This is a genomic window from Microbulbifer guangxiensis (assembly GCF_021729075.1).
GTDB lineage: Bacteria > Pseudomonadota > Gammaproteobacteria > Pseudomonadales > Cellvibrionaceae > Microbulbifer > Microbulbifer guangxiensis.
In genome coordinates this window covers 245,451-260,858 of sequence record NZ_JAJSAQ010000005.1, presented here as the reverse complement: position 1 = coordinate 260,858, position 15,408 = coordinate 245,451, and the positions used below count along the sequence as shown (strand labels likewise).

10 protein-coding genes are annotated in these 15,408 nt (G+C 55.7%); all 10 read right to left on the bottom strand.

All coding sequences use genetic code 11. From position 1 onward, the window contains the following. Positions 1-143 precede the first annotated feature (143 nt). A complete protein-coding gene (locus LVD12_RS13040; protein ID WP_237068163.1) occupies positions 144-941 on the bottom strand; it encodes a formate/nitrite transporter family protein in 798 nt (265 codons plus the stop codon). Positions 942-1,164: 223 nt separating this feature from the next. Then, complete coding sequence (locus LVD12_RS13035; protein WP_237068162.1) at positions 1,165-3,612, bottom strand: M10 family metallopeptidase domain-containing protein; 2,448 nt, start codon at positions 3,610-3,612, stop codon at positions 1,165-1,167. Then, complete coding sequence (locus tag LVD12_RS13030; protein ID WP_237068161.1) at positions 3,609-4,211, bottom strand: hypothetical protein; 603 nt, start codon at positions 4,209-4,211, stop codon at positions 3,609-3,611. The genes LVD12_RS13035 and LVD12_RS13030 overlap by 4 nt, the downstream gene beginning before the upstream one ends. 596 nt (positions 4,212-4,807) lie before the next feature. Next, positions 4,808-6,751 carry an alpha/beta hydrolase family protein gene (locus LVD12_RS13025; RefSeq protein ID WP_237068160.1) on the bottom strand — a complete coding sequence of 648 codons (1,944 nt, stop codon included), beginning with the start codon at positions 6,749-6,751 and terminating at the stop codon, positions 4,808-4,810. A gap of 97 nt (positions 6,752-6,848) precedes the next feature. Continuing rightward, a complete protein-coding gene (locus LVD12_RS13020) occupies positions 6,849-10,112 on the bottom strand; it encodes a TonB-dependent receptor domain-containing protein (protein WP_237068159.1) in 3,264 nt (1,087 codons plus the stop codon). 303 nt (positions 10,113-10,415) lie between these two features. Continuing rightward, the gene (locus tag LVD12_RS13015; RefSeq protein ID WP_237068158.1) at positions 10,416-10,835 is read right to left on the bottom strand and encodes a F0F1 ATP synthase subunit epsilon; all 420 of its coding nucleotides are present in this window, start codon (positions 10,833-10,835) and stop codon (positions 10,416-10,418) included. A gap of 76 nt (positions 10,836-10,911) precedes the next feature. Next, positions 10,912-12,312: a F0F1 ATP synthase subunit beta gene (atpD, locus tag LVD12_RS13010; protein WP_237068157.1), complete on the bottom strand. Its 1,401-nt coding sequence runs from the start codon at positions 12,310-12,312 to the stop codon at positions 10,912-10,914. 34 nt (positions 12,313-12,346) lie between these two features. Beyond that, positions 12,347-13,207: a F0F1 ATP synthase subunit gamma gene (gene atpG / locus LVD12_RS13005; protein ID WP_237068156.1), complete on the bottom strand. Its 861-nt coding sequence runs from the start codon at positions 13,205-13,207 to the stop codon at positions 12,347-12,349. 70 nt (positions 13,208-13,277) lie between these two features. Beyond that, complete coding sequence (gene atpA / locus LVD12_RS13000; RefSeq protein ID WP_237068155.1) at positions 13,278-14,822, bottom strand: F0F1 ATP synthase subunit alpha; 1,545 nt, start codon at positions 14,820-14,822, stop codon at positions 13,278-13,280. Between the two features lie 38 nt (positions 14,823-14,860). Further along, entirely contained in the window at positions 14,861-15,397 is a 537-nt protein-coding gene (locus LVD12_RS12995) for a F0F1 ATP synthase subunit delta (RefSeq protein ID WP_237068154.1), read from the bottom strand. Between the last annotated feature and the right edge of the window lie 11 nt (positions 15,398-15,408).

Here is a 15,408-nt window from a genome sequence, read left to right as displayed (position 1 = left end):
GACTTTTGCCCTGCGTTCAGGACGATCGCTCCGCAGCTCTCGGGATGAGGTGTTATCGACCACAAGATCGACCAGTTGGAGAGTAGGGTGGCTTGACTGCAGACTGGTGAGGCCGTCAGTCAGTGAGAGAGGCTAAATTCGGATCAGTCGTTGGTGATGTAGCCGTACTTGAACATGCCCACAAAGACCGCCCCGCCGATCGTGTTGCCAATAGTGGCAATCGCCAGAAAACGCCAAACTTCCCCGCCCGTCAGTCCGTTATCGCCGCCCAGCCAGGCACAAAAAGCGGCCACAGCCCCGGCGATACAGTGGGCCAGCCCCCCGATACCGATTACAAACGTGATGAGACTGATCACCATGATCCGCCCGATAGTATCGGTCGACGACGCCACAACCCAGCCAAGCAACCCCATCAACCAGCCGGCGAACAGCGCTCCCAGAAACAGGCCCCTGCCGCCGTCCGCCATCATCTTTGCTCCGTAATACTCGAAGGCGTAGCTATCGACTGTCCCGCTCAGCGCTGCGAAGCGCACAAAGATGAGGCTGAAAAGAAAGGCGCCCAGCATATTACCGCCATAGATCAGCCCCCACACACGCATCAGGTCCAGAGTGCTCTGTTTACGATCCAGCACTGGCAGGATTGCCAGCGTCGTGTGTTCGGTAAAGAGATCACTGCGTCCGATAATGACGAGAATGAAACCCACCGGATAGCTCATGGCGAGGATCAGGTGCAGCAGGGCGGTGGACACCTGCTGGTGGAATTGGGTAAAGAGCACCGCGATCAGGAAAAAACTGAAGCCGATCTCCAGTCCCGCGGCAGTTGACGACAGCGCCAGAGACAGGCTCTTTCTGCCATATTCGTGCTGGCTCTCCTCCATCTGCTCCTGGAGGATCTGGCGGTCGCTTTTTGGTTTGGTATGTTCGGGCGCCGTCTCGTCCATGTAACTCTCTGAAATCAGGCGGCAGTTCCGCCACTGTATACTGCCACTCCATCACAGAGCTTAGATCACCCGTTGATCAATCATTCGGGCACATATCGCCATTTCCTGTGATTCCGACCCAAAAACCAAAACCTTCGCTAGCGGACTCGCGCAGACTCTCTTTGCTAACGGCCATAAAAAAGCCCGCCATTTGGCGGGCTCTTCAGGCTTTGCTGATGGGCGATCAGTCGTTCAGGTGCGCACAGCGCCCGAACTCTGCACCATCCTGGACTTCCGCGATCAGCTGTTTCGGGAAGCTGACCTCTCGATCCTGACCGTCTTTACAGACGAAGGCGGTCTCCATATCGACGTCAAAGGTAATGGTGGCACCGGCAAGGTTTGCCATCATGTTCGAACCCTCGCCGTCCAGTGCCAGCGGATTGTCTGCCGGGAACTGGGAAGCTTCGACCACACCCTGCTTGTTGAAGAAGTCACGGGTGTTGATCCAGCCGATACCATCCAGGTACACAGCACCCATAAAGCCAGTGAAGAAGGAACCGGCACGGCCAACGAGAACGGTGCCATCCTCACTCATATCGATCGGCATAACCCGGATCGGGCCGAAATAGCTCTGCACGAATTCAGCCCCGTAACGCGTACACAGGTTGCCGAGGAAGAAGTGGTTGAAGTCCATATCTTCACACCATTTCAGGCCACCAATGTCCTCCAGCTCGTCGGTTTTGGTATTCCAGAGCTTCACACCGGTACTGGTATCCAGTGCAACGGTGCTGCCATCACGGGTCATGGCCGTAGCATTCTTGGCACCGAACTCGCGGTACAGATCGCGGAACTCACCATCGATCCAGGCCACTTGATTGGCCGCACTGGAGCCGGTAATGACCTTGCCGTTACCGGAAACGCGGTCGGCACGAACCCACTGCACATAACCGGGCAGGTCGTAGGGCAGTTCCTCGATATTGCCGTGCTTGTCCCACTTCACCGGGACCATTTCGCCAGCGCCGTTTTTCTGGCAAATACCATCGCCGTCGACATCTTTGTAGCCCAGGCCGACCATCACCTCACCGGTGTCGTCCATGTCCCAGACCGATGCTGCCTGTTTGCCCAGGCTACCGCTGCCACCACAGGTGTTGCCGTTCAGGTCCTGCATGGGGTCCAGGTTGTTGCTGATCAGATCCCAGATGGCCGGTTCGCGAATACCATTGCCATCGAGGTCAGCAGTAATGACTGCCTTCGTGGCATTCTTGTTCATCTGTCCGCCAGTAGTGCGTACATCGACATTCGGGTGCAGCGAATAGGATTTCTGTACCGAGTCGTAGACGAATGGGATTCCATTACCGACCATACCAATGGCTTTTTTGCCATTTTTGGCCAGATCGGTGACGAACGCCTGTACAAGCGGCGTGTACTGGATGCCATCCTCGTAGCCGTTGAAGTACATATCCGTGCGCTTGGTCTCTCCAGCCTGGACGGTAATCGGCGTGAAGTTACAGGCGCGATCTTCAGCGGGATTGGTGCTCTCACCATCGTTCCAGTACTCGGACTGGGAAACAATGGCAGTCGGCGCGGTCGGGTAGCCGCCGGCCTTGATGGTGTCGGTATACAGGACGTAGCGGGCACCCGGTTGCAGACCATTGATGGTGAAAGTGCCATCCGGACCGACCAGGCCCTGGGTCTGGTTACCGGACTGCTGGGTGATCACATCGTACATCGGGTTGTCGATGTTACGGGCGACCATGTTGATACCGGAGTATTCACTGACGCCGTCTTTCAGGTACAGCTTGCCGGTGATGGAGCCGTACTGGGTCTTGTAGGCCTCCGTCGGATACAGGTCCGAGATATTCACGATGTCATCGCGCACGCTGATGGTCGCCTGTTGACGGCCGGCCTCGCCACGCACATTGATGAACGGGAACATGGTTTCGATGGTGTCCTCCGCCGGCCTGGGGAAGCCGGTATAGACATTGGTGGTGTCACAGCCCGGCACACCGTCGTAATAAGGGCGGTAACCGGCAGCCATGTAGCTGAAATGACCGTTCGCCTGGGAGTGGGACATGTTCAGGGCGTGGCCAAATTCGTGGGTGAATACGCCGGCAACCTTTTCGCCTTCGGTATCACTGACATCCACAAACCAACCGTTCATCAGCGCAGTGGCTTCCAAAATCTCACCGGTCTCTTCGTCCGCCCACTCCGGGAAGGCGATGCCCAGTACCTGGTTCTTCGGTACCCCGAAGTACTGCTCCAGGATCTGGCCGTCGGTATCGTAATTTACCCAGAAGCCGTAGCCGTTTTCCTTCGCATAGATTTCGCCAACATTGGTTTCATTGACGTCAGCAATGCCAGTCTGCTCTTCAATCGTGCCCTGGATGGACATACGCAAAGTGGAGGTTTCCACGTTGGACCACTCTGCGACGGCTTTGGCCGTGACCGCATTGGCCTGCTCGATGGTCAGGAATACAGTGCCATCGTAATTGACGGTAAACGCCGGTGCCTCACCGCCGTCGGCAGTCGGGGTCATGGGACCACCGTCGGTGTAGACAGGAATGTCACCCTTGGAGGTATCCCACTTGTAGGGCTGCATGGTCGGCTCATGGATATAGAGGGGACCACCTGCCTGCGCGCCCGCAGAAGCCAGGGCAAGACCTATTGCAATACTGAGCTTATTCATTTTCATTTTTTGCTCTCCTCAACCAGCTTGCCCACATAGCCCATGAAAGTTGCAGAGTTTACAGCTCCGGGAGTGGTGATCATGTTCTGCTCTTCGGTGGACATGTTGGAGGTGTCCATGCCTTCGAACAGGCCGTGGTTATTGAAGTCGTTGATGACCTTGTCGTTGGTCACGACAAATTTGCCCTGGGCCATGCCCGCAGTGGTCTGGAAGCCAGTGATGCTGGCTTTCTTGTACATGAAGGCCACAACCTGTTCGCCCTCACGCCACTTGGCAAAACCTTCCGGGGTCACGCCCAGGTATACCTTGCCGTTACCCATGGAACGCGGCTTGATCAGGCCGAACTGACGGAAGGTGTATTCGGTATCATCTTTCACCTTGCCTTTGGCATCGCTGCCAACGCGGATGGTGACTTCGGTGTAGGGCGCCTGGTCCTGAAAACCGTCAGTGACGCTGACGACCTGGCCGATCAGAATGCTTTCAGAGGCTGTCACCAGCTCTTCCAGGTTCTGGCTCTTGAGTTTCATGGCGTGCGCGGAGGCGGACAGCAAGGCTGCGGCCGCCAGCGGCGCCAAGATGCGCGAGAAAAATTTCCCGATTGGCATGGAGACCTCCTGACAGGATTTATTGTTATGAGCAATCGTGATCAAAACATGTTCACGACCCTTTACACCCTCACTACATCACAAAACCAGCGTCGCAAATGTAACAGTCTGTCACAGTGACGCAGAGCAACTTTTTAGCGCCTGGTGACAGTGCAAACCACCCAGAAATCACTGCTGATCTGCGCCTAAAAGGTGCAAAAAGCGGGAAAGTTCATGATTGGAACAATCGAAGGAGCTCGACTGCTTTTGCTATTACAGTCCAGACAGAAGATGCCTGACTGTGCTTGCGATGGAAAACGAGGGCTTGGCCTGAAGGTGCCGACAACGGGGTGAGGAGAGCTCGTCGGGATACTTTTCTACAGTGTCACAGATTGATGGCGACCTTGTTCTCAATTGAATCTCTTGGCTCCCCCCGTGAAAGGCCGCTTTCACAAGCGGTCGGGCTGAGAGAGCAAACGGGCAGGCAACAGACAGGCACAAAAAAAGCAGCCGAAGCTGCTTTTCCTGATGAACCCGGGGAATACCCTATCGGATCTCAGGCTGCAGACGAAGCGCATCTGCTTGCAGGCGTCTTCATGAATCTGCAGCCTCCCAAGTTAAAGCCCTCCCGGCCCACAGTCCTCTCTCAGGTAGCTGATCATCGACTCGTAAAGCTTTTTCTGATGTTCGTAAAAAAGCGTGTTGCTGAAGTGATCGGCACCCTTGAGCTCGACATATTCATAGGGCTTTTCAAGCGCCTGAAGGGCATTACGATACTTTTCTGCATGCTCCGGTGGTACCCGCTGATCCACATCACCATGCACAAGAAGGATCGGAATATTTACGCTGTCGACTTCCTTTACGGGAGACAAACTGTCATCCCACATTCGAAGCTGTTCGGTTTTGGCAGCCCCACGGAGGCGGGTGCGGTAGTAATTGACCTGCATCTGGTTATCAGATACCGCGGCACCAGCGATAGCACACTGGTAGATCTGCTCCTCCCTGCTCGCTGCTACCAGGGCAGCATACCCACCATAGGACCAGCCGAAAATCGCGAGACGGTCGGGGTCTGCCCAGCCCTGCTCAACCAGATAGAGCATGCCGTCGTCTTTGTCATCCTGCATTTTCTTGCCGCCCTGGCCACCGTCAATGAAGGCCGACTTATAGTGGTCCAGGCCAAGGCCCCGGGAACCACGATATTGTGGCTGCAACACGAGATAGCCATTATTCGCGAGCATTTGCGCCCACTCGTTATATAGGGCCAGCTCGGAGACAAAGGGACCACCATGAGGCATGACAATGGCGGGGAAGGGTGGCTTGCCATTCGGTACAGTCAGATATGCAGGAATGGTTCGGCCATCACGTGCTTCATATTTGATGTAGCGAACATCGGCGAGATTCTCTGGCTCCAGTAGCGGCTGGCGACTTCCCAATTTGGTAAAGCGGCCCTCGTGGAGCAAATAGTAGGTACCTGGATCACGCGGGCCGACATTGTAAACAGTCATGCTTTTGCCATCGCGTGAGCGGCTATTGATACGCAGGTAATGTGCGTTAGGCACGACCCGCTCCAGTTGTTTCTGCGTGGCCATCTCAACATCATCAAAATATTCCACTTTGACATTGTCGGACGCATAAGCCACGCCAGTAACACGATCGGCCTCTTCCCAAGTATTGGTATGGTAGCGCACGCCAGACACATCCACGTCATCGCGGCGATAGACCAGCTCACCATACTTGCCAGCCTTGAGGTCATACTCCCACAGGCCGACTTTATCGTGACCATTGTTGGCTGTCACAAACAAGATGTGTGGCTTATCTACATCGAACCCCTCGACAGCGAACGTTTCAAATGAATTTTCATCCTGGCGATAGAATTCAGTCCAGCTTTTACGGTCTGTCAGACGTTCATACCAGACAAGCTCACCTTTACTGATATCAAAGCCGCGTGCCAACCATGGGCTGCCATTACCGTCGAACTCTAACTGGCCCATATCGAGCTTGCCACGCATCAGTAGCTTTTTTGCACCTGTCTTAAGGTTAAGCTCATAATATGTTCGCGGCCGGAAAGCCCGATTTAATCTGCTGTCATCTCCGCCCGGGAGATAGGAAAAAATGATCCGGTCTTGTTTCCCGGGCAGGACATTCTCGATTTCTGCGCCCAGCTGGTCATATTTTTGCAATTTATTTCTGCGTATATCGACCGACGCCAATAGATACTCATATACTCCCTGATTGAAGCCTTCGATGCGATCACGGACTTTTTGTCGCAAACGCATTCCGATTACGTCATTACTGACCCAGAAAAACTGCATTATCTCCATTGGATCTGAATTGACACGAAAGGGTTCCTTGCTCAGATCAGATGTTGGATAGACTTCGATAACCGGGTCGCCATCCCTGGTCGGAATTTTCATCAATGCAACGTGCTTGCCGTCTGGAGAGATTTCAACGTTACTGATGACATTTCTTAATGCCCAGTAATCCAGCGGATAAGGCTCTGGATTCTTTCCAAATGCGCATACGCTAAAAAGCATTGCCAATACACTTAGCAGCTTCTTCATCTCTTTATCCCTATCATTACTTCCCTAAGAATATATTCCTTCCTTCTTGCATAGAAAAAAGCCCGCATAAATGCGGGCTTTATCAAGGCTTTGTTTCTCAGAAGGTTTTCTGAAGATTCAGGAACATACTACGACCCATAACATCATAGCCATAACCAATTGGGGTATTGTTTATAGCGGTCACTTCATTTCCATCAACAACTGGCGGTTCTTCGTCGAAGACATTTCTCACACCCAGGCCAGCGGTCCAGGTATCCGCGTAGTAGTAGAGGGAAGCTGAGTGAATGACATAGTTGTCTGCGAACCCTACGTCACGACAATCTACGCCACCATTCGCTGCACCGACACAAGTATCAGAGAAGAAACCTGTGCCGTTTGAGTCGTAAATATCACTGAACTCGTCGATGTATTCTTCGTCCTGCTCAACCTTGCCAAGGTAGCGGCTTGTCCAGGTAAAGCGATAGTTATCATATTCAACCCGGAATTCACCACGGCCCTGCCACTTTGGATAACCAAAGGTGCCGGTGTAGTACTCAACATCAGGCGTACCATCATCCGACAGGTAGGTCAGTGTTCTTTCCAGCACGCGGTTGAACGTCAGGTTTGCAGACAGTTCAACAGGTGCACCAAAGATGGTAACCGGCTGCTGGTAGCGAAGGTTGTAATCCAGACCTCTCGCAACCTCGTTGTCGCGGTTTACGAACGCAGCATCAATGATGTTCAGGAAACCTTCATCATCACGGCTCAACAGCGAACAGAAGGCACTGGTACCATTTGGATTGTTGTAACAATCGTTAACGAGGAACTGTGCTGACGGCTCGATAATCGAGTTTTCAATCTCGATATCGTAGTACGTCATACCTAAAGTCAGGCTGAAGTCATCGAAGAAAGGCTGCTCATAAGAGAAGCCGGCAGTGAAAGACTCGGAGGTCTCTTCCTCCAGATCTGTAGTGCCGCCGCGCGCAACTTCCACACTGTAGGTATTGAAGCCGTCGTTACTCAGGGTTGTCGGATCGACGCCGTTGGCCAGGCAGTTAGCCAGCACTTCCGGTGAGCGGGTATCCAGGTCAGCATTATAGCCGCCATTGAGCGGATCCAATGCCGCGTCGGGGATTGCACAGGGGTCAAACACGCTGTTAAAGCCGGTTTGATTTTGCAGGAAGTTTTCGCGCAGGTTGGGTGCTCGATAGGAAGTGCCATAGGTAGAACGCAGCAGCAGGGACTCTACTGGACGGTAAGCGATTTTCGCTGCATTGGTCCAGGCACCACCATAGAACTCGTCCTTGGTGTAGCGTGCTGACAAGTTGGTCGTCAACTCTTCTGCGAGGAACTTACCCGCAACAATTGGTAGTTCTATTTCCGCAAAGGCCTCATGGGTGTCTTTGCTACCCGTCGCACCACCATCGGAGAAGTAACCGAAGAACAAACCATCCCGGGCAATATCGTCGGGCAGGGATTTGATGCGGTCGTTACGTGTTTCTGCACCGACGCCCACGATGACATCACCCGCCGGGAGACTGGCTACGGTGCCAGAAGCGTAAGCACTGAAGATGGTCTGATAGTACGCGGTATCAAAGTCACGGCTGTCGAACAGGTAGTCCCGCTCAGCCTGGGTAGCGAAATCGCCGATCACACCCTGATAGAGCGAGTCTGCATACATATCAACGGGGACACAGGTGGTCTCACCGGGGAGGGGGGTACAGGTGAAGGTGCCCGGGTTATTCGGATCTTCTACGGTGGTTGCCAGAGACTGCGCCAGGCGATCACCGCGGATACCATAGCGGCTGGACTTACCATCAGATTTGGTCATTGAGCCAGACAACTCAAAGCTCCAGTCAGACATAGTGCCAACATTCAGCATCGGCAGATCGCCGCGAACGCCTGTGACCAGTCGCATCTGCTGGACCTCAACATCTGCCTGGGTACGATCACCACGCACAGACACAATCGGCAGGGTTGATGCCGCACCAATCGGTCCCACCAGCAAGCCGAACTGCTCTGGTGTACCGCCGTAGAGTGCTGCCACCTGCGCTGCGAAGCTGGGATTTGTCAGGAGCTGGTCATAGGCCAGGCCACAATCGACTCCCCGCACGCCATCCGGGTTACAGATATTGAAGGGGTTGCTACCCGGCACACTCGGGAACAGTTGATAGGCACCGTTATCGATAAAGTTTTCGCGCTTTGCATACATGGTCTCAAAGAAGGGGGTGATGTTCATATCCCCTTCGAAAGTGTACTCACCGTAGGCCATGAAGCTGGTGCGCTCCTGCTCTGGCAGGAGGTGGGCGAACAGATCGCGCCCGTTGATGTCGTAGTCACGGAAATTGATATCGGTTACACCATCCCCGTTACCATCTACACCAAAGCCATAAAGACTGGATTCAGAAAACCCGTTCCAGCCCCCATTGCTCGATCCGGGGGTGTAGTAAATACTGCCTGAAAAAGGTACGGATACACGGCCAGCAAGGGAACCTACAGCACAGCCATCCGACATATCCATCCCATACACTTCGCCGTAAAAAGCATCCTGGGTGTAGATTTTGCCGTCGGTGCCAATTTCATAATTCGTGGCACAGCCGTCGGTCCATTCGCGGTCAGCTAGCGTCACCGCGTTCTGCTGGAAGTATTCCATTCCCATGCCGATAAAGCCGCGGTCGAAGTTCTCACCCCAGCTGAGACTTATGGTGTTAGCTTCACCATTCGGCTGAGTCGGTGTTGAGTTGAAGACTTCAAGATCAATACCCTCGAAATCCTTTTTCAGGATGACGTTGGTTACGCCGGCAACGGCGTCAGAACCATAGATAGAAGACGCACCATCGAGTAACAGGTCGTACTGCTGTACGAGTGAGGCCGGAATCAGGTTCAGGTCGGGTGCCACGGGGGCGCCTTCAACGCCAGCGGGCGCGAGACGGCGGCCATTCAGCAGCACCAGAGTTCGACCGGCACCCAGGCCGCGAAGGTCGACAGTTGAAGCCCCTGGTCCGTTGTCCAAGACGTAGCCGGAGAAAGTCAGGTCAATCTGCTGGCCGGTTGCTGCACCACTGCTCTGCAGAATGGAAGATGTATCGATGGCCCCAGCTTCGCGCGCGCCCTCGGTGTCAATAATCTGCAGGGGGGCGATACTTGAGAAGGTATCCCGTTTCAGGCGAGAACCTGTGACGACGACCTGCTCCATATCCCCGTCTTGTTCGCCCGAGGCCGCTTCTGATGCCTCAACCTGGGCCGCAACTTTTTCCTCGGTCAGTGCGGCATCATTCTCTTGAGCCAGTGCCCAGGGGCTCAATACTGCCGCCAACACTGCTGTGGAGACACTTGCCACCAGTGGAGATGCTGTTCCCTTACTCAATTCTTTTTTTATCATCCTTATTTCACCCCTCGGTTAAAATTTGTACAACCAGAGGTGCTAGTACCAGCCACCAAGACGTATGACGTTGCAAAGACGACTTACCGGAATTAACGAAGGGGGAGGAGTGGCTGGATCAACCTATTTTTGTGACCAACTGCTCAAATTCGAGATAAAAATCGATTCAAGCTCATGCAGCTTCAATGATCAGTCTCGCGTAGCACTGCACAGAGAAATGTTGTGTCCGGAAACGGCAGCAGTAACGAGAGGCACAAAAAAAGCAGCCGAAGCTGCTTTTCCTGATCGCCTGGGGACAGGCGCTTACTTGCCGGCGGCCTTGCGGATGGCCTGCAGGGTGCGCAGGCGGGCTTCGGCTTCGGCCAGCTGGGCAGACACTCTTGCGTAGTCCACCTCGGAAGGCGCCTTGTGCAGGGCGTGGGTCGCCTCTTCACGGGCCTTCTGTGCAGATTCCTCGTCGATCTCGCGCTCGGCGACATCCGCCAGGATGGTGACGATATTGGGCTGCACCTCAGCGTATCCGCCGCTGACAAACAGCACTTCCTCTTCACCACCGGGCTTGATGATGCGCACCGGACCGGGCTTGAGGGCGGTGAGCAGCTGGGCGTGGCCGTAGGAAATTCCCAGCTCACCCTCGATACCGCTCACGATCACCATCTCCACCAGGCCGGAGAAGAGGGATTGCTCAGCGCTTACTATGTCGCAATGTACAGTCATAGCCATAAGGCTACCTCATTCTCTGGTAATTGCCTGAGGAAATCCGGACCCCGCCAGCAGACGGGGTCGCGAATCTCTGCGCTTACTTGGCCTTGTTGGCTTTCTCGACGGCTTCGTCGATGGTGCCGACCATGTAGAACGCCTGCTCCGGCAGGTGGTCGTAGTCACCGTTCAGGATACCCTGGAAGCCGCGGATGGTTTCCTTCAGGGAAACGTATTTGCCCGGTGCACCGGTAAATACTTCCGCAACGTGGAACGGCTGGGATAGGAAGCGCTCAATCTTACGGGCACGGGCCACGATCTGCTTGTCTTCCTCAGACAGCTCGTCCATACCCAGGATGGCGATGATGTCCTTCAGCTCCTTGTAGCGCTGCAGTACGGACTGCACGCCACGGGCCACTTCGTAATGCTCCTGGCCGATCACCAGCGGATCCAGCTGACGGGAGGTGGAGTCCAGCGGATCAACTGCCGGGTAGATACCCTTGGCGGCGATGTCTCGGCTCAGTACGACGGTGGAATCCAGGTGCGCAAACGTGGTCGCCGGGGACGGGTCGGTAAGGTCGTCCGCCGGTACATATACCGCCTGGATGGAGGTGATGGAGCCGGTCTTGGTGGAGGTAATACGCTCCTGCAGAACGCCCATCTCTTCCGCCAGAGTCGGCTGGTAACCTACCGCAGACGGCATACGGCCGAGCAGAGCGGATACTTCGGTACCGGCCAGGGTGTAACGGTAGATGTTGTCGACGAACAACAGTACGTCACGACCTTCATCACGGAATTTCTCCGCCATGGTCAGGCCGGTCAGGGCTACACGCAGACGGTTACCGGGCGGCTCGTTCATCTGGCCGTAAACCATCGCCACCTTGGATTCGGAGAAGTTCTCGACGTTTACAACGCCGGCTTCCTGCATCTCAAAGTAGAAGTCGTTACCTTCACGGGTACGCTCACCAACACCAGCGAATACAGACAGACCGCTGTGCTCGGTAGCGATGTTGTTGATCAGCTCCATCATGTTGACGGTCTTGCCCACACCGGCACCACCGAACAGGCCAACCTTACCGCCCTTGGCGAACGGACATACCAGGTCGATTACCTTGATGCCGGTCTCCAGCAGCTCGGTGGAGCTGGACTGCTCTTCATAAGTGGGGGCAGCGCGGTGAATGGAAGCGCGTTCCTTCTCACCGATCGGACCACACTCGTCGATCGGGTTGCCCAGCACGTCCATGATACGACCCAGGGTCTCGGTACCCACCGGTACGGAAACCGGCGCACCGGTGTTCTTAACCGGCAGACCGCGGGAGATACCCTCGGATGAACCCATGGCGATAGCGCGTACAACGCCGTCGCCGAGCTGCTGCTGCACTTCCATGGTCAGGTTCTTGTCCTCAACCACGAGTGCGTCGTATACCTTCGGCACGGAGTCGCGCGGGAATTCCACGTCGATGACCGCTCCGATCACTTGCACAATTTGTCCGTTACTCATTTCCGGATCCTCAAATCAAAATTCGTTCAGCCGCTTAAACCGCTGCGGCGCCGCCCACAATCTCGGACAGCTCCTGGGTAATCGCTGCCTGGCGCGCCTTGTTGTACACAAGCTGCAGCGCATCGATCAGTTCGCCGGCGTTATCTGTGGCGCTCTTCATCGCGATCATTCGCGCGGCCTGTTCACAAGCCTTGTTCTCGACCACGGCCTGGTACACCTGCGACTCGATATAGCGCGCCAGCAGGCCATCCAGCAGCTCCACCGGCTCGGGCTCGTAGAGGTAGTCCCACTCGTGACTCAGCTCTTCGTCCTCATCCCTCGGCAGGGGCAGCAACTGCTCCACCCGCGGCTTCTGGGACATGGTATTGACGAATTCATTGGACACGAGGAACAGACGGTCGATGTCGCCTTCCGCGAAACGATCCATCATGACCTTGACCGAACCGATCAGCTTGTTGGCCTGGGGTGCGTCACCGACATCGCGCAGTGCCGCCACAACCTTGGCGCCGATACTGCTGAAGAAACCTGCGGCCTTGTTACCGACTGCGCAGACCTCAACATCAACACCCTTGTCGGACCAGGCCTGCATTTCGCGAATCGCCGACTTGAACATGTTGATGTTCAGGCCGCCGCAAAGACCACGGTCAGTGGAGACCAGAATAAAACCCACCCGCTTGGCTTCACGCTCCTGCAGGTAGATGTGCTGGTACTCGGCCGAGGCGTTGGCGACATGGCCGATCACCTGGCGTATGCGCTGGGCGTAAGGACGCCCCAGTGCCATGCGATCCTGAGCCTTGCGCATCTTACTCGCCGCGACCATTTCCATCGCGGAGGTAATTTTCTGCGTGCTCTTGATGCTGGCAATTTTCGTGCGTACTTCTTTTCCGCCTGCCATAGTGTTTTACCTTTTTGCTCGTTTTTCCCTGACCACCGCCCCCGCCAGAAGGAGAGGGCGGAAGGCGGAATTACCAGCTACCGGTAGCCTTGAACTTCTCGATGGCGCCCTTGAAGGCCGCTTCGATTTCGTTGTCGTAAGCACCGGTGCTGTTGACCTTCTCCATCAGCTCTGCGTGTTCGCTGTTCATGTAAGCGAGCAGGGCGGATTCGAAGTCGAGCACTTTGGCTACTTCTACGTCGTTCAGGTAACCCTTGTCGGCGGCATAAACGGAAACAGCCATTTCCGCGATGGACAGCGGAGAGTACTGCTTCTGCTTCATCAGCTCGGTGACGCGCTCACCGTGATCCAGCTGGGCCTTGGTAGCCTCGTCCAGATCGGAGGCAAACTGGGAGAACGCCGCCAGTTCGCGGTACTGGGCCAGAGCGGTACGGATACCACCAGACAGCTTCTTGATCACCTTGGTCTGAGCGGAACCACCGACTCGGGATACGGAGATACCCGGGTTGATGGCCGGACGCACGCCGGCGTTGAACAGGTCGGTTTCCAGGAAGATCTGACCGTCGGTAATGGAGATTACGTTGGTCGGTACGAACGCGGAAACGTCGCCAGCCTGGGTTTCAATGATCGGCAGTGCGGTCAAAGAGCCGGTCTTGCCTTTCACTTCACCGTTGGTGAACTTCTCTACGTACTCGGCGTTTACACGCGCGGCGCGCTCCAGCAGACGGGAGTGCAGGTAGAAAACGTCACCCGGGTAGGCTTCACGGCCCGGCGGGCGCTTCAGCAGCAGGGAGATCTGGCGGTAGGCCCAGGCCTGCTTGGTGAGGTCATCGTAAATGATCAGGGCGTCTTCACCGCGGTCGCGGAAGTACTCGCCCATGGTGCAGCCGACATACGGGGCCAGGAACTGCATGGCAGCCGGGTCAGCAGCGCCGGCAGCGACCACGATGGTGTGATCCATCGCGCCGTGCTCTTCCAGTTTGCGCACCACGTTGGCAATGGAGGACTGCTTCTGGCCGATGGCAACGTAGATACACTTAATGCCAGTGCCTTTCTGGTTGATGATCGCGTCGATCGCCACCGCAGTCTTACCGATCTGGCGGTCACCGATGATCAGCTCACGCTGGCCACGGCCGATCGGGATCATGGTGTCAACGGCCTTCAGACCAGTCTGAACCGGCTGGTCTACAGACTGACGGGCGATAACACCGGGAGCTACTTTTTCTACTGCGTCGGTGAGCTTAGTGTTCAGGGGGCCTTTGCCATCGATCGGGTTACCCAGTGCGTCGACCACGCGGCCCAGCAGTTCGGGACCAACCGGGGTTTCCAGGATGCGGCCGGTACAACGGCACTTCTGGCCTTCGGCCAGGTCCTTGTAGTCACCCAGTACGATGGCACCGACGGAGTCGCGCTCCAGGTTCAGTGCCATACCGTAGACACCACCCTCGAACTCGATCATCTCACCGTACATGGCGTCCGCCAGGCCGTGAATGCGGATGATACCGTCGGATACGGAAACAATGGTGCCCTCGTTCTGGGCCTGGGTGCTCACATCGAGACTTTCGATGCGGCTCTTGATAATTTCACTGATCTCAGAGGGATTCAGTTGCTGCATGCTCTGTTCCTCAAGTTCCTAAATGCTTAGGAAAGTAATTAGGAGTTCATCGCCTCGGCGAGTTTGGCCAGTCGGCCGCGCACCGTGCCGTCGATTACAGTGTCACCGGCGCGCACGATGGCGCCTCCCAGCAGGCTCTCGTCTACTGAGCTGTGCAGGTGCACTTCGCGTCCGAATTTCTTGCCGAGCGCCTGCGTCAGGTTTTCGGCCTGGGCATCACTGAGGGCTCGCGCGGACACGACTTCCACTTCGATCGTGGACTCCGCTTTTGCTTTCAGGTCTTCGAACAGCGCGGAAATTTCCGGCAACAGGGAAAGGCGGTGGTTTTCCGCCAATAACCGGATAAAGTTCTTACCGGCTTCACTGAGGTCATCTGAACAGATGGACAGGAATTTGTCTGCGCGCTGTTCGCTGGTGAGCTGTGGGTTCTCCAACAGCTCACGCACTTTCTCGCTTTGGCTGACCGCGGCTGCAGTTGCCAGCGCAGCGCTCCAACCTGAGAGGTCGGAGGCCTGCTGCGCATAGGCGAAGGCTGCTTTGGCGTAAGGCCGGGCCAGTGTGCTGAGTTCCGCCATGGGGTTCCTCG